The sequence below is a fragment of the Novosphingobium sp. PhB165 genome, from assembly GCF_004341845.1.
Taxonomy (GTDB): Bacteria; Pseudomonadota; Alphaproteobacteria; order Sphingomonadales; family Sphingomonadaceae; genus Novosphingobium.
In genome coordinates, this window is the sequence record NZ_SLVB01000001.1 from 853,859 (window position 1) to 872,138 (window position 18,280).

The window sequence follows — 18,280 nt, forward strand, 5'->3', positions numbered from 1 at the left end:
AAAGTCAGCGCTTGATCAGCATGACCATTTCGTCAGGGCGCGCGACATTCAGATTTGCGCGCAGAAGTTCGCCGGCAAGATCCGGATCGACCTTGCGCGAATCCAGCAGGGCCACGCGGTTTTTGAGGTGATCGCGCTGGCTTTCAAGCTCAGCCAGCTTCTCGCGCCGTTGCTCCAGCAGCCGCTGGTTTTCACCCCACGCCAGCACGCCGCTGGGCCCCGCAATAGCGAAGCCGCCCATGAGCAGCAGCAAGGCCAGGGCAGAACCCTGTACCAAACGCTCCTTCGCAAGGTTGGTGTCGTGACGCATGGCCCTCATGCCGTGATAGAATCACAAGTGATTCCGCGTTGCAAGTACGAATATTACGCGATTCGCACTCTTTAGCGACAGGTCCAGAGGGATCATTGCACCGCAAAACCGTCGATATAAGTGTTGATAACTCTTGGCCGCGTTCAAACGCAGCGTAACGGGGCGACGTATCACCGCATTGCGGCTTGAGAGGCAGCAGGCGGAACATTCCCGATCGCCTTGTTGATCGCGGCGAGACGGGTGCGCAGGCGGGCGTCACTGTCGTCGAGTTCGCGCGTTGCCGCCAGGACCGCGCGACGGGCGTCAATCACCGGAAGATAGTTGACCTGCCCGCCCTTGTATCGCGCCTCCACAAGGTCGGCATTGGCGCGCGCATGTTCTAGGCGCTGGGACAGGTGCTCGCGCGCTTGCCAATCGGCTGTGTAGCCGGTGAGCGCGTCGTCGATCTCCTGCCACGCCTTGAGCACCGCAACCTGGAAGTTCACCGCCGCCTCGCGCTGCTCCAGCTTGCGCAGTTCCACAGTCGCACGGCGACGGCCGCCGTCGAATATCGGCAGGCTGAGACTCGGGCCGATCTGCCAGGTCCGGCTCGCCCAATCGAACAGGTTCTGCGAACGGTAGCTTTCCAAACCGAAACCGCCGCCCAGCGTAATAGTGGGATAGAGATCGGCAGTCGCGACGCCGATCTGCGCCGTCGCCGCATGGAGCTTGGCCTCAGCCGCGCGCACGTCCGGCCGGCGCAGCGCCACTTCGGACGGCAGGCCTAGCGACAGGTCGGGAAGTGCGGGAGGCAGCGGCCCAATGGCGGCCGGTTTCAATTCGTCCCGCAGCGTTCCCGGCTGAACGCCCAGAGCCAGCGCGATGCGGTTGGCCTGCGCAGCCGCCTCCGCCTGAAGCGCGGGCAGATTCGCCTCCGACGCGCGCAGGCTGGCCTGATCGCTCTCTATCGCGGTGTGGTCATTCATGCCGCCATCTACGCGGGCGCCGACCAGCCCCACGCGGTCCTTGAGCAGGGCGATATCCTCCCCGGCAACCGCGCCTTGCGCCTGCGCGCTGCGCATCGCGAAATAGGCCTGCGCCACCTCGGCGGTGACTGAGAGCCGCGTCAGATCGAGCAGCGCCCCCTGCCCGGCGACATTGGCATCGGCTGCTTCCACCGAGCGGCGAACCTTGCCCCACAGGTCGATCTCCCAGCCTGCATCGAAACCGCCCTGAAATAGCGTGAATGGCCGGGCGAGATACTTGGCAAGCTGATCGCGATTATCTCCCGCCAGTACGTCGAAGAGGCGGGTCGAAGCGCCGTATTCGCTCATCCGTTCGCGCGTGACGCCGGCGCTTCCGTTGACTTGTGGCAGCCCCTCGGAAGCGACCGCGCCGCGCTGGGCGCGGGCCTGCGCGAAATGGAGCGCCGCTGTCTGGAGATCGGGACTGGCGGCAAGCGCGCGGCGTTCGAGATCGTTCAGCACGGGATCGCCAAGCAGGGTCCACCACTCGGCCGGCATGGCCTGCGCGCCGGCGGGGACGGCCACCACATCGCCGGTTCCGCTGCGCCATTGCGACCAGTCGTCCGGAGCCTCTGCCGCAGGCGCCTTGAAGTTGGGGCCAACCGTGCAGCCGGACGCGCCAAGGCTGATCGCCAGCACGGCCGCGAGCGGGAGACAGGCGTTGATCCGGGCACGAGACATGGCAGGATATCCTCGCATTCAGGCAAGCCGGTGACGGAACAGCCACGCCGAAAGCGGCAACGTAACCGCCGCCACCGCCAGCAAAGGCAGGAAATTGGGTGCAATCTCACCAAGCCCCGCCCCTTCGAGATAGACACGGCGGACTATGGCAACGCCAAACCTCAGCGGATTCACATACGTAACGTACTGAAGCACCAGAGGCATGTTGCGGATCGGTGTGAGCATGCCGGAAAGCAGCGTCAGCGGCATGATCAGCATGAACGAGAAGAGCATCGCCTGCTGCATGTTCAGCGCGAAGGCCGAAAGCGTCATGCCGATACCCACCGAGGCGATGTTGAAGCAAAGCAGCCCGAAATAGAGCAGAAAGGGCGAGCCGCTCATCGGCACCCGGAACCAGAGGAGCACGATCAGCAAAACGATGGTCGACTGGAGCAAGCCCACGACGATCGAGGGAAGCGCCTTGCCCACGAGTATCTGGAGCGGCGTCATCGGCGTGACCAGCAACTGGTCGAATGTCCCCTGCTCCCGCTCGCGGGCGACCGAAAGCGCGGCGAGCAGCATCGTTTGCAGCATCGACAGGGTTGCAATCATGGCGGGCAAGATCTGCCACCGCGATTCGAGATTGGGATTGAACCAGGCGCGGCGCACCACGGTCACACCTTGCACGCCTTTACGCGAGGCATTGAACGCTTGCACGACCGAGGCGACATAGGCCGCTGCCGAGCCTGCCGTCGTCGAATTGCGCCCATCGAACACGACCTGCACCGGCGCATCCTCTCCGCTCGCCAGTCGCCGGTCGAAATCGGCAGGTATCGTGATCGCCATGAGCACTTTCTGGCGGTCTATCAGCGGCGCGATCTGGTTGGTGTTGTTCAGCGTCGCCTGCCGCGAGAATACGCCGGTGCCGTCCAGTCGCGCGATCAGTTCGCTCGCCGCCTGCCCTCGACTCTGGTCCAGCAGCGCATAGGGCACATGCTGAAGATCGAGGATCGCGCCGTAGCCGAACAGCAGCGTCTGGATGAAGGCCGGCGCGAACAGGATGATGCGGTTGGCAGGATCCTTGAACAGGGCCAGCACTTCCTTGCGGAACAGGAAGGCGACTTCGGCCAGCCATGCAACGGCGCGATCTGGAAAGCGATTTGGGGCCGGCGCCATCAGGTCAGTCCAGTCGCTTGCGCAAGGTGCGGCGGGTCAGGAAGGTGAATACGAGGATGTAGCCGATCAGGATCGCACTGTTGCTCGCCACCATTCCCCAGTCGGTCCCGGCAAGGAACAGCGTCTTGATAACACCCATGAAATGCGTGGCCGGCAGGAACTCGGCGACGATGCGCACGGCGATGGGAATATTGCGCAAGTCGAAGATGAAGCCCGATAGCATGAGCGCGGGCATGAAGCTGATCAGCAGCGCCACCTGACTCGCCGCGAACTGGTTGCGCGTCACGCCGGATATCAGCAATCCGACCAGCAGCGAGACCAGCAGATAGAGGATTGAGACGACCACGATCGCCAACAGCGACCCACGGATCGGCACGCCGAACAGGAACACCGCCGCCAGCAAACACATCGCAAGGTCGATCAGCCCGACAACGATATAGGGCGCCAGTTTGGCGAGCACGAGTTCAAGCGGCTGCACCGGCGTCACGAACAGCGATTCAAGCGTGCCCCGCTCCCATTCTCGGGCGATCAGCAGCGAACTGAGAAAGGCCCCCACCAGTGTCATGATGAGCACCACCAGCCCCGGCACCAGATACCAGCGACTGTTCCCTTCCTCGTTGAACCACGTCCGTGTCATCAGCATGACCGAACCGCCCGGCGAAACCACGCCGCCGCGGTCGGCCTGACGCGCCATGGCAGTCGCCACGGCGCCCTGCACATAGGCTTCCAGAGTCTGCGCCGTGGTCGAATCGACACCGTTCAGGATGAGCTGGATCTGGGCGCCGCCCTTGACCTGACGACGGGCGAAATCGCTTGGAATCTGAACGATGGCATCAACTCTGCCATCGCGTAGCATCCTGCTGGCCTCTTCCATCGTCTCCACATCGACAGGATCGAGATAGGCCGAACCCCGCAGCCCCGACACGATCTCGCGCGCGCCTTCCGACCGATCCTGCATGATAAGCGCGATCGGGGCATGGCGAACGTCGAACGAAAGGCCGAACCCGAACAGCAGAATCAGCGCGACGGGAAGCAGGAGGCCCACCGCGAGGTTGCTGCGATCGCGCAGCATCTGCCGCGTCTCCTTGCGGACCAGCGCCACAAGCCGGGTCGTGAAGGCGCTTTCGCCGTTGCCTGTGCCTTTTTCCGTGCCGTTCATGCCGCCGTTTTCTCCTCGGCGTCGTGCGCGCGGCCTTGTTCGACGATGGCGATGAAAGCCTCATTCATGTCGTCGACGCTGTCACCGCCAGCCTGCTCCCGCACTTCCTGCGGCGTCCCCAGCGCCAGCATGTGACCGGCATCCTGAATGGCGATGCGGTCGCAGTATTCGGCTTCCTCCATGAAGTGGGTGGTGACGATAACGGTAACCCCGGACTGGGAAAGCGAAGTGATGGTCCGCCAGAAAGCGCGGCGGGCGAGCGGATCGATGCCGCTGGTCGGCTCGTCGAGGAAGAGGATCTCCGGCTCGTGCACCAGCCCTGCCGCCATGGCGAGGCGCTGCCTGTAGCCGTGCGGCAGGGCTCCGCTCGTAGCGGCGGGATCGAGCCCGAATTGCTCGACGATGGTCTGGACGCGCTGCTTTAGCGCTGGCCCGCGCAGACCATAAGCACCGCCGAAGAACTCCAGGTTCTCGCGCACGGAGATATTGGCATAGAGCGAGAACTTCTGCGCCACATAACCGATCCGCCGCCGCGCTTCGGCCCGCGCGCGGCGCAAGTTCACGCCTGCGACTTCCAGAGTGCCGCTGGTTGCCGGAAGCAGGCCGCAGAGCATGCGGAACGTCGTCGTCTTGCCCGCGCCATTGGGGCCAAGCAGTCCGAATATCTCCCCGCGCCGCACATCGAAGGACGTGTTGGCAACGGCGGTGAAATCCCCGAACCGGCGCACGAGATCGCGCACGTGAATGACATTCTCCCCCTCCGTCTGATCGGGAGCAGCGGGAGAGACAAGGGCATCCTGCGATGCCGCCTCATGAATGGCATCCGGCTTTCCGCCCGCGTTATGCTGGCGCAACAGGAGCATGAAGGCGTCTTCCAGTTCCTCGCCGCGTTCCTCGACGGGCCGCCCCTGCAACAGATCGCCCAGCCTCTCGACCGGCGTGTCGGGCTGGCGGATGAACCGAACCGCCCCGCCGCGAGGCACTGCATCGATCACCCGGTCCGGCGCGTCGATCAGCCGCGCCTGCAAATCGCGTGCTGGCGTGCCGGGCGCCGGCGAGGCGAGATAAGTAAGGCCACGCGCTCTGGCAGTGATTTCGGTCGGCGTGTCCTGTGCAAGCAGGCGGCCATGATCCATGACCAGAACTTCATCGCAGCGTTCGGCCTCGTCCATGTAGGCCGTGCTCACCAGAACGCTGAGACCGTCGGATTCGATGAGTTGCTCGATGATTTCCCAAAGGTCTCGCCGCGAAAGCGGATCGACGCCGACGCTCGGCTCGTCGAGCAGCAGCAGATCGGGGACGCGCACCAAGGTGCAGGCAAGCCCCAGCTTCTGCTTCATCCCGCCCGACAGGTTGCCCGCCGCTCGCCCCGTGAAACGGGCCATGTCGGTCATCTCAAGCATGCGCTTGAACCGCTCGGCCCGCACGTCTTGCGGAACGCCGTGGAGATCCGCGTAAAGATCGAGGTTCTCCTGCACGCTGAGATCCTCGTAGAGCCCGAAACGCTGCGGCATGTAGCTGATCCGGTCCTGCACTGCCTGCGGATGAGCCGCGACATCGATGCCGAGCACTTTCAGCGTGCCGCCGTCTGCCTTCAGCAGCCCGGTAAGCATCCGCATGAGCGTGGTCTTGCCGGCGCCGTCCGGTCCGACGAGCGCGGAAATCGTGCCCGCGCGCAGCGAAAACGAGAGATCATGCACCGCATCGAAAGGCTTGCCGTCCGGCCCGTTGAAGACCTTGCGCAGGCCTTCGCAGGCAACGGTCAGATCGCCGACCGCGTCCGATGGCGCGGCGGCGGTGCTCACGGGGCGCGTCCTGCCTTTGTGTTTCCGGGATCGATCCGTACCGTCACCGGCTGGCCGAGCCTGAGACGGCCCTCCTTGTCGTCGACCCGCACGCGAACCTCGTAGACAAGCGCCGTCCGCAGCGATTCGGTCTCCACCGACTTGGGCGTGAATTCGGCGACCGACGAAATGAACCCCACAGTGCCGGCGACCGATTGGTCCGGAAAACTGTCACTGACCACGCGCGCCTGCTGGCCGATGCGGACCCGCCCCAGATCCGCTTCCTCTACATAGACGCGGATCCACTTGGGACTGGTGAGCGCAAGTTCGAATACTGGCTTTTGCGGAGTGGCCATGTCACCCACTTCAAGCAAGCGCGAGCGGACGACGGCATCCGCCGGTGACTTCAACTCGCCCTGATCGATCTGGTGATGAAACAGCGCGAGTTGGGCCTCGGCGCTTTTCACTTGTGCTTCGGCGGCAGCGATATCCTCTGCACGGGGGCCGCGAACCGCCAGATTCAGCGCTTCACTGGCTTCCTTGAGCTGGGCATTGGCCATCTGCGAAGCGCTGCGGGCCTGATCGAGTTCCTGCCCGCTTACCCCGCGTCCCGCCGTATTGGCAGAGACCGATTGCGCCCGCTTGTAATCGTCCGCCGCGCGGGCTGCACTAGCCTGGGCGGAGGCCACCCGCGCACGGGCTTGAGCGAGGTCCTCAGGGCGGGTACCGTTCTGCAACTTGCGCAGATTTTGGCGCATTGCGGCGGCCTGCGCATCGGCATTGCGTGCCTGAAGGCCCAGCGTCACCGTATCGAGCCGCGCCAGAACCTGCCCGGCGCGAACCGCGTCACCTTCCTCGACAGCCACCTGGGTAACCCGCCCCGAACCATCGAAAGCCAGCGAAACCTGCCGGATATCGACATTGCCGTGAAGCACGATCTCATCGGAAGCATGGTGCCCCCGCACAATCCACCAGACGAGACCCGCCGCCAGCACCAGCACAACGGCAATCGCGGCGATCACGCTCTTCTTCATCAACGGCCCCCCGGGGTGAATCGCTGGCGATACTTGGGCAATACCATGCACATACATACACTGCATCGCAGCGAAGCAAACCTCGGCCGCGCAGGAATGTTCCGCAGGGGGTGTTTCCACGGCGCGCGAAAGCCTCTAGGCGGCCTCCCATGCTGACGATCCGTGACATCTCCGTTCGCCTTGGCGGGCGTACCATCCTCGACCAGGCCGCCGCCACCATTCCCAATGGCGGCAAGGTGGGCCTGATCGGCCGCAACGGCGCGGGCAAGTCCACGCTGGTCAAGGCGATCATCGGCGAACTGGAACCCGACGGCGGCTCGATCGACATGCCCCGCCGCGCGCGGCTCGGCTATATCGCCCAAGAGGCACCTAGCGGTACCCGAACGGCCTTTGAAGCCGTCCTTGACGCCGATGTCGAGCGCACCGCCCTGCTCGCGGAATCGGAAACCTGCACCGAGCCCCATCGCCTTGGTGACATCCACGATCGCCTCATTGCCATTGACGCCTACACCGCCCCGGCACGTGCCGCGCGCATCCTTGTCGGCCTCGGCTTCGACGAGGAGATGCAGGGCCGCCCGCTCGACAGTTTTTCGGGCGGCTGGAAAATGCGCGTGGCGCTGGCGGGCCTGCTGTTTTCGCAGCCCGACGTGCTGCTGCTTGACGAACCGTCGAACCACCTCGACCTTGAAGCGACGCTGTGGCTGGAGAATTTCCTCCAGTCCTATCCCAAGACGCTGATCGTCATCAGCCACGAGCGCGATCTGCTCAACAACGTGGTCGATCACATCCTCCACCTGCAACACGGCAAACTGACGCTTTATCCGGGCACGTACGACAGCTTCGAGCGCATCCGCGCCGAGCGTGCCGCGCAGGCAGCCGCCGCGCGCGCCAATCAGGATGCGCAGCGCAAGAAGCTGGCCGACTATGTCGCGCGCAACTCGGCTCGCGCCTCCACCGCCAAGCAGGCACAGTCGCGCGCCAAGATGCTGGCCAAGATGCAGCCGATCGCGGCGATGATCGACGATCCCTCGCTCAGCTTCGACTTCCCCAGCCCCGACGAACTGCGCCCACCGCTCGTCACGCTCGACCTTGCTTCGGTGGGTTACGAGGCGGACAAGCCGATCCTGCGCCGCCTCAATCTCCGTATCGATCCCGAAGACCGCATCGCCCTGCTCGGCCGCAACGGCAACGGCAAGACCACGCTGGCGCGCCTGCTGGCCCGCCAGCTTCAGCCGATGGAAGGCTCGCTCACTTTCTCGCCCAAGATCCGCGTCGGCTACTTCACGCAGTATCAGGTCGAGGAACTGCCCACCGATTCGACCCCGCTCGAACTGATGACCCGCGCCATGGTCGGCAAGGCCCCGGTGGCGGTGCGCGGCCAGCTTGGCCGCTTTGGCTTCTCGGGAGACCGCGCGACGGCGAGCATCGGCACGCTCTCGGGCGGCGAGCGCGCGCGTCTGGCACTAGCGCTGGTGACGCGCGATGCGCCGCACATGCTGATCCTCGACGAACCGACCAACCACCTCGACGTCGATGCGCGCGAAGCGCTGGTGCAGGCGCTCAATGCCTTCGAAGGCGCGGTGATCCTTGTCAGCCATGACCGCCACATGGTCGAACTGGCGGCCGACCGGCTCGTGCTGGTCGATCAGGGCACGGCGACGAACTACGACGGTTCGATCGAGGACTACATCGATTTCGTGCTCGGCCGTAACCAGCCCAAGTCGGCTTCCGATCAGTCCGACGGCAAGCCCGCGCGCAAGTCCGGCGCCATCGCCCGCGAGGAACTGAAGGCCCTGCGCAAGAAAGTCACCGAGGCGGAAACGCGCATGAAGCGCATCCAGCAGCAGCTCGACGCGCTCGACGCCGCGCTGGCCGATCCCGCTGCCGCCAAGGGCGATCTTGCCAAGCTGAACTTCGGCGAACTCGGCAAGCGCCGCACGCAGGCCGCCGATGACCTGGAAGTCGCGGAAATGGGCTGGTTCGAAGCCAATGAGGCAATGGACACGCTGATGGGCAAGACGGCGTGAGCGTCGCCTTCCGCCGCGACGGGGACGAGGAACATCTCGAACCCAAGTTCGAAGTGCCGATCCCGCCCGGCCCCAACCTTGTGACGAGCGAGGGGCTGGAGCTCGTCAAGGCACGGATCGCCGCGCTGGAGGCCCAGATCCCGACGTTGACCGAGGAAACCGCGCTCAATACCGCCAAGCGCGATTTGCGATATTGGCGCAAGCGGCTGTCGACGGCCGAAGTCCAGCCTGCGCCTTCGGGCGATGCCGTGATGTTCGGGCACCGGGTACGGTTTGTGCTGAATGGCAAGACGCGCGATGTGCGCATTGTCGGGCACGACGAGGCCGATCCGGCCAAGGGCGACCTTGCCTTCACCGCACCGCTCGCCCGTGCCCTGCTGGGCGCGGAAGCGGGTGAGTTCGTGGATTTCAATGGGCAGGACGAAGCGATCGAGGTTATCGAACTGCTTGTCTGAGAGGCTTAGCTGTATGCTGGCCCCAATCGGGACCTGAGCAAGCCTGGGATATTTTCCCGAAACAAAACCTACCGAATAAGACCCGTCGCCCCCGCGAAGGCGGGGGCCCCGCTACCTTTTTGCCTCGGCGCAAGAAAAGCGGGGTCCCCGCCTTCGCGGGGACGACGGGTTTATTGTGTCATGGATAGCGTTTGGGTTGCCGCACGGATTTGGCCTCGGCGGCAGATCACCATCTGGACAGACGGGATGCAGGAACCTGCATCCCGTTCATGCCATCAGCCTCAGTAAGGCTGACGGCCACCCTTCTTCGGCTTCTTGTGGAACGGCTTGCCGCCGCCCGGACCCGTGGCGCCGCCACCGCTCCGCTCCGGCCGACCACCGGTCGGGCGCGGCTGGTAACGCTGGCCTTCGTAGCCACCACGTCCACCTTCTTCACGGCCATGCGGCTTGCGGCCACGGCCCTGCGGGCCTTCACGGTCACGGCGACGGTCGCGGGCGACATCGCGCGGCGTATCGGTCGCGAGTTCGATGCGGATGGTGTTTTCCACGTCGCCGCTCTCGTCATGCGCAGTGCGCTCCACGGCGCGGATGAACTGGTCAGCCTGCGCGCGCGGGATCTGGAAGTGCGTCTGGTCGGCACCGATGCGGATCTGGCCCACCGCATTGCGGGTGACGTGACCACGGCGGCACAGCAGCGGCAGGATCCAGCGCGGATCGGCGTGCTGGGCACGGCCGATATCCATGGTGAACCACACGACATCGTCGAAGCCAGGACGCTGGCGCGCCTCGCGGGCCTCAGGACTGCTGCCGATCAGCTCTTCCGGCTGCGGCATGGCGGCGCGGTGAGCGCGAACCAGTGCGGCGGCGAGATCCTCGGCGCTGACCTTGTCGAGGATTTCACGGGCGATCTCGCGATCTTCCTCATCAGCCTCGACCGGGGCCAGCAGCTTTTCCATCAGGCGGCCACGGTCGGCCGCGCGGATGACCTCGGGGGTCGGCGCTGCGATCCATTCGGCCTCGATGCGCGCACCGCGCAGCATGCCTTCGACGCGGCGGCGACGCGGGAACGGCACGACGATGACGGCGGTGCCCTTCTTGCCCGCACGGCCGGTACGGCCCGAACGGTGCTGAAGCGTTTCGGCATCGCGCGGGATCTCCACGTGGATGACCAGCGTCAGCGAGGGAAGATCGATGCCGCGCGCGGCAACGTCGGTGGCGACGCAGACGCGGGCGCGCTTGTCGCGCAGCGCCTGAAGCGCGTTGTTACGCTCGTTCTGCGAATGCTCGCCCGACAGCGCCACGGCGGAGAAGCCGCGCTCGGTCAGCGTCGAGTGGAGATGCTTCACATTGTCGCGCGTGGCGCAGAACAGGATCGCGGTCTCGGCGTCATGAAGACGCAGCAGGTTGACCACGGCGTTCTCGACATCGGCGGGAGCGACGGTGACGGCCTGATAGGCAATGTCGCCATGCCCGCGGTTCTCGCTCATCGTCGAGATGCGCAGCGCGTCGTTCTGGTAGCGGCGGGCCAGTGCCTCGATCGGGCGCGGCATGGTGGCCGAGAACAGCAGCGTGCGGCGGCCTGCCGGCATCGCGTCCAGCATCTCCTCAAGGTCTTCGCGGAAGCCCATGTCGAGCATCTCGTCCGCTTCATCGAGCACGACGACTCGCAGCGCCGAGAGGTCAAGCTTGCCGCGTTCGAGGTGGTCGCGCAGACGGCCGGGCGTGCCCACGACGATCGTCGCACCGCGTTCAAGCTGCTTGCGTTCACGCACGGGGTCCATGCCGCCTACGCACGTGACGATGCGCGCGCCGGTCTTGCCATAGAGCCATTCAAGCTCGCGGCTGACCTGCTGCGCCAGTTCGCGCGTGGGTGCGATGGCAAGGGCAAGCGGCGCTTCGGCGTAAGGAATCGAGCCGTCGGCCAGCAGTTCGTCGCCCATGGCGATACCGAAGGCAACGGTCTTGCCCGAGCCGGTCTGCGCCGAAACAACGAGGTCACGCCCGCGCGCCTCGGCTTCGGCAACGGCGGCCTGGACCGGGGTCAGGGTCTCGTAACCTTGCGCGGTAAGCGCGTCGGCGAGAGGCTGGGGAAGCTGGGAAAAAGTCATGAGTTTGTCGAATCTGTCCTGTGCCGCTTGCGCGGTCTCTTGGGGGGTAACATGGGGAGGAGTTTACGACCCATCGGTCTGTGTTTGGGCGGCCATAGCGGAAAAAACCCGGTTTGGCGCGCTCCAATTTCACTCAGGCGATGGAGATCCCTGCAAGACTGCGGAAATCCCCCTTCGTCGGCGTCATGGGAAAGTCACGCGGCACGCATAGTCGGCGTGGCGCGAGCCATGGAGCTGTACGAAAACGATGCCCTCCCCACCCCAGCGCCTGTCTCAAACCGTGCGAAAACCGCAGAACAAGCGGCTTCTGGCGTCGATCCACGATGTCGGCCCCGGCAGCGAACTCGCGGTGCTGCAACTGGTCGATCTGCTTGAGCGGCGGCTGGGCGGTCCTAACTTCGCCATGCTGGTGGTGCCCGATCACTGGGGCCGTCATCCCCTGAAGGCCGACAGGGCGTTTCAGGCGCGGCTGCGGGCATGGTCGGATCGCGGGATCGAGATGTTCGTCCACGGCTGGTTCCACAAGGACATGACCGAACATGCCGATGCCGCCGCGCGCTTCAAGGCGAAGCATATGACCGCCGGTGAAGGCGAGTTCCTCGGGCTGGACGATGCCACGGCCCTCGCCCGAATGCTGGAAGGCAAGGCATTGGTCGAGGACGTGATCGGGCGCGAGAGCGCGGGCTTCATCGCTCCGGCATGGCTTTACGGCGAAGGCGCAAGGACGGCGCTGCGCAAGGCCGATTTCGCGCTCTGTGAAGATCACTGGCGCGTCTGGGACGCCTCGACCGACGCGGTACTGGCCAAAGGCCCGGTCATTACCTGGGCGAGCCGCTCGACGATGCGCACGGCCTCCTCGCTCGCCTTCGCAGGCCTGGCGCGTGCCGCGCTCGGGGTGCTGAGCACAGTGCGGATCGCCGTCCATCCGGGCGACGTGACCAAGACGTCGCTGCTCGACAGCATCGATGCGACGCTGAAGCGCTTCGCCGTTACCCACCGACCCGCGCGTTACGCCGAACTAAGGGCCAACCCCTAGCGGGCGTGACGCTTTGAATACGCTTTTCCGTCCGGAACATGACCGCCGCGCCGCCGTCACGAACCCGACATGGATCCCGAACAGTAACGCCACCTCGGAGAGCTTCTCCGCAAACGCCGTCTCGGAGCATCGCTCCGCAAGGGTCGCCACGAAGGAAATTGCACGCGCCGGCTGCGGATCGAGCCCGCCGGCGACGTCGGGGGAAATATGAAGGACAAGCTCAGGATCCTGATACCGATCCACAGCCTCGATCCGGGCGGTGTCGAACGTGTGGCCCTGGGGCTGGCCACGCAGTGGGACCGTGCGGGACATCAAGTGACGATTGTCCTCGGCCGCTCGGGCAGCAGCCATCTGACATCGGCGCCGGCGCTGGATTACTGGAAACTGCCCGCGCCCTTCCCCACCGCCGCGTGGGAAACGCCGTGGATGATCCACTGCCTGCACAGCTACTTGCTCGAACATCGCGCGGACGTGCTGTTCCTTGCCGGGAACACCTATGCCGTGGTCGGCGCGGCGATGCGCGTCATGCTGGGCGAACGGGTGCCGCCGATGGTGCTCAAAGTCAGCAATGCGCTCCACCGGCCCGACATGTCGCCGCTGCTCCGGCGCGGCTATGCCGGGTGGCTGCGCGCGCAGGGGCGGATGATCGACCGGCTGGTCGCGCTGTCGGAACCGATGGCACGCGAGATCCGCGAGACCACGCTGGCGCATCCGCGGCAGGTGGCGACGATCGCCAATCCGATCCTCTCCCGCCGCCGGCTGAGCGACCTTGGCAAGATCGAGCGGCGGCCGGCCTCGGCCTGGGGCACGCGCTATCTCACGGCCGGACGGCTGGTGTCGCAGAAGAACCACCCGCTGATGCTGCGCGCCTTCGCGCGTGCGGCACGGCCGGGCGACACGCTCACCATCGCCGGTGAAGGCCCCGAACGCGCCGCGATCGAGCGGCTTGCCGGCGAACTTGGCATCACCGCGCAGATCCGCCTGCCGGGACATCTTGCCAGCATCGATCCGCTGCTGGCCGAAGCCGATGCCTTCGTGCTCAGTTCGGATTACGAAGGTCTGCCCGGCGTTGTCGTGGAGGCATTGGCGAGCGGGTTGCCGGTGCTCTCGACCGACTGCTGCGTATCGATGGCCTGCCTGCTGGAAAGCGGGCGCACCGGCCTGCTCGTGCCCATTGGCGACGAGGTGGCGTTCGCCGACGGGCTCGCCCGGATCCGCGAACTGCCGGGCGATCCCGCCCGGTCCCGAACGATTGCATCCCGCTACGAGATCGAAGGCGCGGCCGCGCGCTACATCGGCCTCATGGACGAACTGCGCCGCGAGCACGAGCGCAGCCGCATACGCATGCTCGACGAGAGCGCCTGGCTGCCGCCCTCGTCCTGGCAGCGCACCTTCTGAGCCCCCGCGCCCACCCCCGGAGAATCGCGTGAACGAATCCCTCGTCGCACTGGCACCACCAGCGCTGCCCCCGCAGGCCCCGCCCATCCAGCTGACGCCGCAAGACCGCACCTCCAATCGCGGCAAGCAGGCTCTTTTCTCGATCGCGCTGTCGCTCGCGGTCATCGCCGCCGTTATCCATGAAATGGGCGGCCTCGAAATCGCGCGGATGCGGGCGATGATGCCCGTGAGTATCGGCTTCTGGCTGGTCTTCGCCGCCGGTTACCTTGTCACCCCGGCCAGCGAATGGCTGATCTTCAACCGCCTCTGGGGCATTCCGCCGGGGGGCATCCTCGCGCTGCTGCGCAAGAAGATCTACAACGAACTGCTGCTCGGCTATCTGGGCGAGGCCTATTTCTACACCTGGGCCCGCAAGCGCGTTTCGCTGACGGCGGCGCCGTTCGGCGCGGTGAAAGACGTGGCGATCCTCTCGGCGATGACCGGCAACGTGGTGACCATGCTGCTGGTGGCGATCATGCTGCCGATCGTGGGCATGACGCGGCTGGGGCTCGATTCGCGGATGCTGGTCTATTCGCTGGCGCTGCTGGTGGTGATCTCGGCCGCGACGATGCTGCTGCGCCGGAAGGTCTTCACGCTGCCGCGATCCGAACTGGTGATGATCACGCAGGTCCACCTCGCGCGCATCGCCTTCACCACGCTGTCGAATGCGGTGATGTGGCACATCGTCCTGCCGCAAGTGCCGCTGAGCTGGTGGCTGTTCCTGGCGACGCTGCGCCTGCTCGTCTCGCGCCTGCCGCTGATGCCGAACAAGGACCTCCTGTTCGCCGGTTTCGCCGTGCTCGCGCTTGGCAATCAAGGCGACATCGGCCCGCTGATGATGCTGATGGCAGGCCTGATCCTGGCGACGCACCTCGTACTGGGCGCGCTCCTCGCGATCCGTGACCTCGCCGCTCCCGAGGAGATCGCCGTATGAGCCTCTCGCTGTTGCTCCCGCTCGCCGCCGCGCTGATCCCTTCCACCCCCGACCTCGGCAAGGCCGAAGGCCAGTGCCGCGCCGGGGAACGCGGCCCGGCCTTCGAGGTCGAAGTGGTTGGCCTGAAAGACCGCGTCGGCAAGCTCAAGCTCGAAGTCTATCCGGCCAACGACAAGGATTTCCTGGCCGACGACAATGTGCTGGTCAGCGCGGGCAAGACCTTCCGGCGCGTGGAAGTTCCGGTTCCGGCAACGGGCAACCCGAAGCTCTGCGTGCGCCTGCCCGGACCAGGCACATTCGCGGTCACCCTGCTTCACGACCGTGACAGCGACCGCAAGTTCAACTGGCGGATCGACGGCATCGGCTTTTCCCAGAACCCCCGACTCGGCTGGGGCAAGCCGAGCGTGCGCAGCGTCAGCACCGTTGCCGGCAGCGGCATGACCTCGCTGCGCATCGTGCTCAATTATCGCCACGGGCTGGGCGTCGCCCCACTCAACTAAGCCAGTACCGGTCGCAAGGATAACAACATGAGAATCGTTGACGTCTGCGCATTCTATTCGCCGCAGGGTGGCGGCGTGCGGACTTATGTCGAGCAGAAGCTGCGCATCGGCCCCACGCTGGGTCACAAGATCGTGATCCTCGCCCCCGGTGACGAGGACGCGGTGATCGAGCGCGGGCCCGGCGCCCGCATCGTCACGCTGAAAAGCCCGCGCTTCCCGCTCGACCGCAAGTACTGGTATTTCAACGAGGCGGGACGGCTCCACGCCGCGCTCGACGCACTGGAGCCCGATTTCGTTGAGGCGACCTCCCCATGGCGCAGCGCCTCGCTCGTCGCCGATTGGCCCTCGGCCACGCCGCGCAGTCTGGTCATGCATGCCGATCCGCTTTCGGCCTATGCCTATCGCTGGCTGGGCGACGTGTTTTCCCGCCAGACCATCGACCGGCAGTTCTCGGTATTCTGGGAGCACCTACGGCGGCACTCACGCCGCTATGATTATGTCGTCTGCGCCAACAGCGATTTGTCCCGGCGTCTCGACGAGGGCGGGGTCCAGCACACGATGACAATCCCGATGGGCGTGGAGGCGGAGCGCTTCTCGCCTGCCTTGCGTGATCCCGCGTTGCGCGCGCGGCTGCTGGCGGACTGCGATTTGTCGGAAAGCGCCGCCTTGCTGCTGGCGGTGGGCCGCCTTGCACCCGAAAAACGCTGGCCCATGGTGATCGATGCCGTCAGCATGGCCAGCCAGGAGAGCCCGATCGGCCTCGTCATGCTGGGCGAAGGGCGCGAGCATCGCACGATCCTGCGTCATATCGCCGGCAACCCGCACGTGCGCCTCTTCGCGCCGGAGCGAGACCGGCTGGCTTTCGCGCGGATCATGGCCAGCGCCGATGCGCTGGTCCACGGCTGCGAGGCGGAAACGTTCTGCATGACTGCGGCCGAAGCGCGGGCGAGCGGCGTTCCGGTGGTGGTCCCCGATGCGGGCGGCGCCGCCGATCACGCGCGCGATGGCGCCGGGCGGACTTATGCCGCCGCCGATGTCCACGCCGCGGCCGAAGCGATCCGCGCCGTCGTGCGTGATCGTCCACGCCCGGCGGCAACCGCGCGGACCATGGACGAGCATTTCAACGACTTGTTCGCCGCTTACGAAAGCAGTCTCGTCAAGCGCCGGCGCGCGGCCTGATGCGGCGGCAGTGCACGCGCCCCGGGACGACCTTCCCGGAGCGCCTGTGCGTCAGTCCTGCTCCCAGCCTCCGCCGAGCGCCATGAACACCGCAATCTGATCGTCCACCAGCGCGGCTTCGGCAGCGGCGTGGTTGACTTCGGTGGCCGCCAGATTGGCCTGCGCGGTCAACAGCGAAAGAATGTCGCTGCGGCCGAAACGGAACAGCTTGGCCGCCTGCGCCTGCGAGACGCCCGCGCTTCTGCTCGCGCTGCCGAGCGCAGCGGCCCGATCGGTATCGCGCGCATAAGTCTCCAGCGCCGTCTCGGTGCCGCGCAGGGCATCGAGCACGGTGCTGTCGAACTTCGCAAGGTCGACATCGACTTGCGCATTGGCCTGATCGATGCGCGCCTTGACCAGCGGCCGGTTCGGGAAACTCCAGTTCAGCATCGGTCCGAAGCTGAAGCCGAAGCTGTGCGTCGTGCCGATGTTTTCCAGTTTGCCGTCGTTGATGATCCCGCCGCCGATGCTGACCGTGGGATAAAGGTCGGCCGTGACGACGCCGATACGCGCGGTATCCCCCGCGATGGTGCGCTCCGCCTGCCGGATGTCGGGACGGCGGCGGATCATCGCCGCGCCGTCGCCCACCGGCATCGGCTTGCGGAGCGTCGGCAGCGCCGAACAGCTTTCGACATCGGCGGGATATTCCGCCGGCGGCTTTCCGAGCAGCGTGGCCAGCAGATAGAGCGCGGCCTTGCGCTTGGCGGCATAGCCCGGAAGGCTGGCCTTGCTGCTCTCGACCGCAGTGCGCGAACGGCTGGTATCGAACGCCGTTCCGCGACCGCCGCGCTTGAGCCGGGTAGTCGCATCAAGCGTCTGCTGCTGCAGCGCGATCACCTTGCGGACAGTCGCTTCCTGATAGTTCGCGGCGCAGACGTCGGCATAGGCCTTCGTGGTCGCGGCCGCCACGCTGATGCGTACCGCGTCGCGCGCGGCTTCCACCGCCTCACGGTCGGCAAGGCTGCTTTCGATGGCGCGCTTCAGCTTGCCGTTGAGGTCGAGCGGATAGCTCAGCGCCAGACCAAGATCATACGTCAGCACGCCGGGCATGTTGGTGCCCACCGATGTCAGCGTATAGTCGCGTTCGAGAGCGCCATTGGCCTGCACCGTCGTTTCGAGGCCCTTCTCGCCGACATACTGACGCACAACGGCATCGGCCTTGCGCAAGTTGGCATCGGCCGCGTGCAAGTTGGTATTGGCTTCCAGCGCCTGCTCGACCAGCGCGTTGAGGCGCGGATCGTCATAGAGACGCCACCAGTGATCGGGCAGCGGATCTTGCGAGAAGTAGGACCCCTGCCCCGATGCGAAAGCACCGGTGGCACCGGGCGTGGTAGCTGCCGAATTCTCGGGCGGCTTGTAATTAGGCCCGGCCACGCAGCCGCCGAGCAGGGCCAGCGCCCCCAGCGAGGCGGCGCCGAGCAGGCGGCCGGAGATGCGA

At 65.7% G+C, this 18,280-nt stretch carries 15 protein-coding genes; 7 read left to right on the forward strand and 8 right to left on the reverse strand.

Annotation, left to right across the window (positions count from 1 at the left end; all coding sequences use genetic code 11):
• Positions 1-4: 4 nt before the first annotated feature.
• The 6 genes from EDF56_RS04110 to EDF56_RS04135 form a co-directional block, all read right to left on the reverse strand.
• Positions 5-319 (reverse strand): septum formation initiator family protein, encoded by a 315-nt coding sequence (locus EDF56_RS04110; protein WP_132385425.1) that lies wholly within the window; start codon positions 317-319, stop codon positions 5-7.
• 161 nt (positions 320-480) lie between these two features.
• Complete coding sequence (locus tag EDF56_RS04115) at positions 481-1,995, reverse strand: efflux transporter outer membrane subunit (RefSeq protein WP_132385426.1); 1,515 nt, start codon at positions 1,993-1,995, stop codon at positions 481-483.
• Positions 1,996-2,013: 18 nt separating this feature from the next.
• The gene (locus tag EDF56_RS04120) at positions 2,014-3,150 is read right to left on the reverse strand and encodes an ABC transporter permease (RefSeq protein ID WP_132385427.1); all 1,137 of its coding nucleotides are present in this window, start codon (positions 3,148-3,150) and stop codon (positions 2,014-2,016) included.
• A 4-nt stretch (positions 3,151-3,154) separates the two neighbouring features.
• On the reverse strand, positions 3,155-4,309 hold the full coding sequence (locus EDF56_RS04125; protein WP_132385428.1) for an ABC transporter permease: 1,155 nt from the start codon (positions 4,307-4,309) through the stop codon (positions 3,155-3,157).
• The gene (locus tag EDF56_RS04130) at positions 4,306-6,114 is read right to left on the reverse strand and encodes an ATP-binding cassette domain-containing protein (RefSeq protein ID WP_243652370.1); all 1,809 of its coding nucleotides are present in this window, start codon (positions 6,112-6,114) and stop codon (positions 4,306-4,308) included. Before EDF56_RS04130 ends, EDF56_RS04125 begins: the two co-directional genes overlap by 4 nt.
• A complete protein-coding gene (locus EDF56_RS04135) occupies positions 6,111-7,127 on the reverse strand; it encodes an HlyD family efflux transporter periplasmic adaptor subunit (protein WP_132385429.1) in 1,017 nt (338 codons plus the stop codon). The genes EDF56_RS04130 and EDF56_RS04135 overlap by 4 nt, the downstream gene beginning before the upstream one ends.
• Before the next feature lie 149 nt (positions 7,128-7,276).
• Between EDF56_RS04135 and EDF56_RS04140 the strand changes: the two genes are divergently transcribed.
• Both EDF56_RS04140 and EDF56_RS04145 read left to right on the forward strand, forming a co-directional pair.
• Positions 7,277-9,154, forward strand: a complete 1,878-nt coding sequence (locus EDF56_RS04140; RefSeq protein ID WP_132385430.1) for an ABC-F family ATP-binding cassette domain-containing protein — start codon at positions 7,277-7,279, stop codon at positions 9,152-9,154.
• Positions 9,151-9,609, forward strand: coding sequence for a GreA/GreB family elongation factor (locus tag EDF56_RS04145; RefSeq protein ID WP_132385431.1), 459 nt, complete (start codon positions 9,151-9,153; stop codon positions 9,607-9,609). Before EDF56_RS04140 ends, EDF56_RS04145 begins: the two co-directional genes overlap by 4 nt.
• Positions 9,610-9,890: 281 nt before the next feature.
• Here the strand turns inward: EDF56_RS04145 and EDF56_RS04150 are convergent, their stop codons facing one another.
• Entirely contained in the window at positions 9,891-11,717 is a 1,827-nt protein-coding gene (locus tag EDF56_RS04150; RefSeq protein ID WP_132385432.1) for a DEAD/DEAH box helicase, read from the reverse strand.
• A gap of 247 nt (positions 11,718-11,964) precedes the next feature.
• Here EDF56_RS04150 and EDF56_RS04155 point away from each other — a divergent pair, with 247 nt between their 5' ends.
• The 5 genes from EDF56_RS04155 to EDF56_RS04175 all read left to right on the forward strand — a co-directional run bounded on the left by EDF56_RS04155 (position 11,965) and on the right by EDF56_RS04175 (position 16,803).
• Complete coding sequence (locus EDF56_RS04155) at positions 11,965-12,753, forward strand: polysaccharide deacetylase family protein (RefSeq protein WP_132385433.1); 789 nt, start codon at positions 11,965-11,967, stop codon at positions 12,751-12,753.
• Positions 12,754-12,960: 207 nt separating this feature from the next.
• Positions 12,961-14,151 (forward strand): glycosyltransferase, encoded by a 1,191-nt coding sequence (locus tag EDF56_RS04160; protein ID WP_132385434.1) that lies wholly within the window; start codon positions 12,961-12,963, stop codon positions 14,149-14,151.
• A gap of 28 nt (positions 14,152-14,179) precedes the next feature.
• Complete coding sequence (locus tag EDF56_RS04165) at positions 14,180-15,124, forward strand: hypothetical protein (RefSeq protein ID WP_243652371.1); 945 nt, start codon at positions 14,180-14,182, stop codon at positions 15,122-15,124.
• Entirely contained in the window at positions 15,121-15,624 is a 504-nt protein-coding gene (locus EDF56_RS04170) for a DUF2141 domain-containing protein (protein ID WP_132385435.1), read from the forward strand. Before EDF56_RS04165 ends, EDF56_RS04170 begins: the two co-directional genes overlap by 4 nt.
• 27 nt (positions 15,625-15,651) lie before the next feature.
• A complete protein-coding gene (locus tag EDF56_RS04175) occupies positions 15,652-16,803 on the forward strand; it encodes a glycosyltransferase (RefSeq protein WP_132385436.1) in 1,152 nt (383 codons plus the stop codon).
• 51 nt (positions 16,804-16,854) lie between these two features.
• On the opposite strand, the gene EDF56_RS04180 is transcribed toward EDF56_RS04175, so the two are convergent.
• Entirely contained in the window at positions 16,855-18,264 is a 1,410-nt protein-coding gene (locus EDF56_RS04180; RefSeq protein ID WP_132385781.1) for a TolC family protein, read from the reverse strand.
• Between the last annotated feature and the right edge of the window lie 16 nt (positions 18,265-18,280).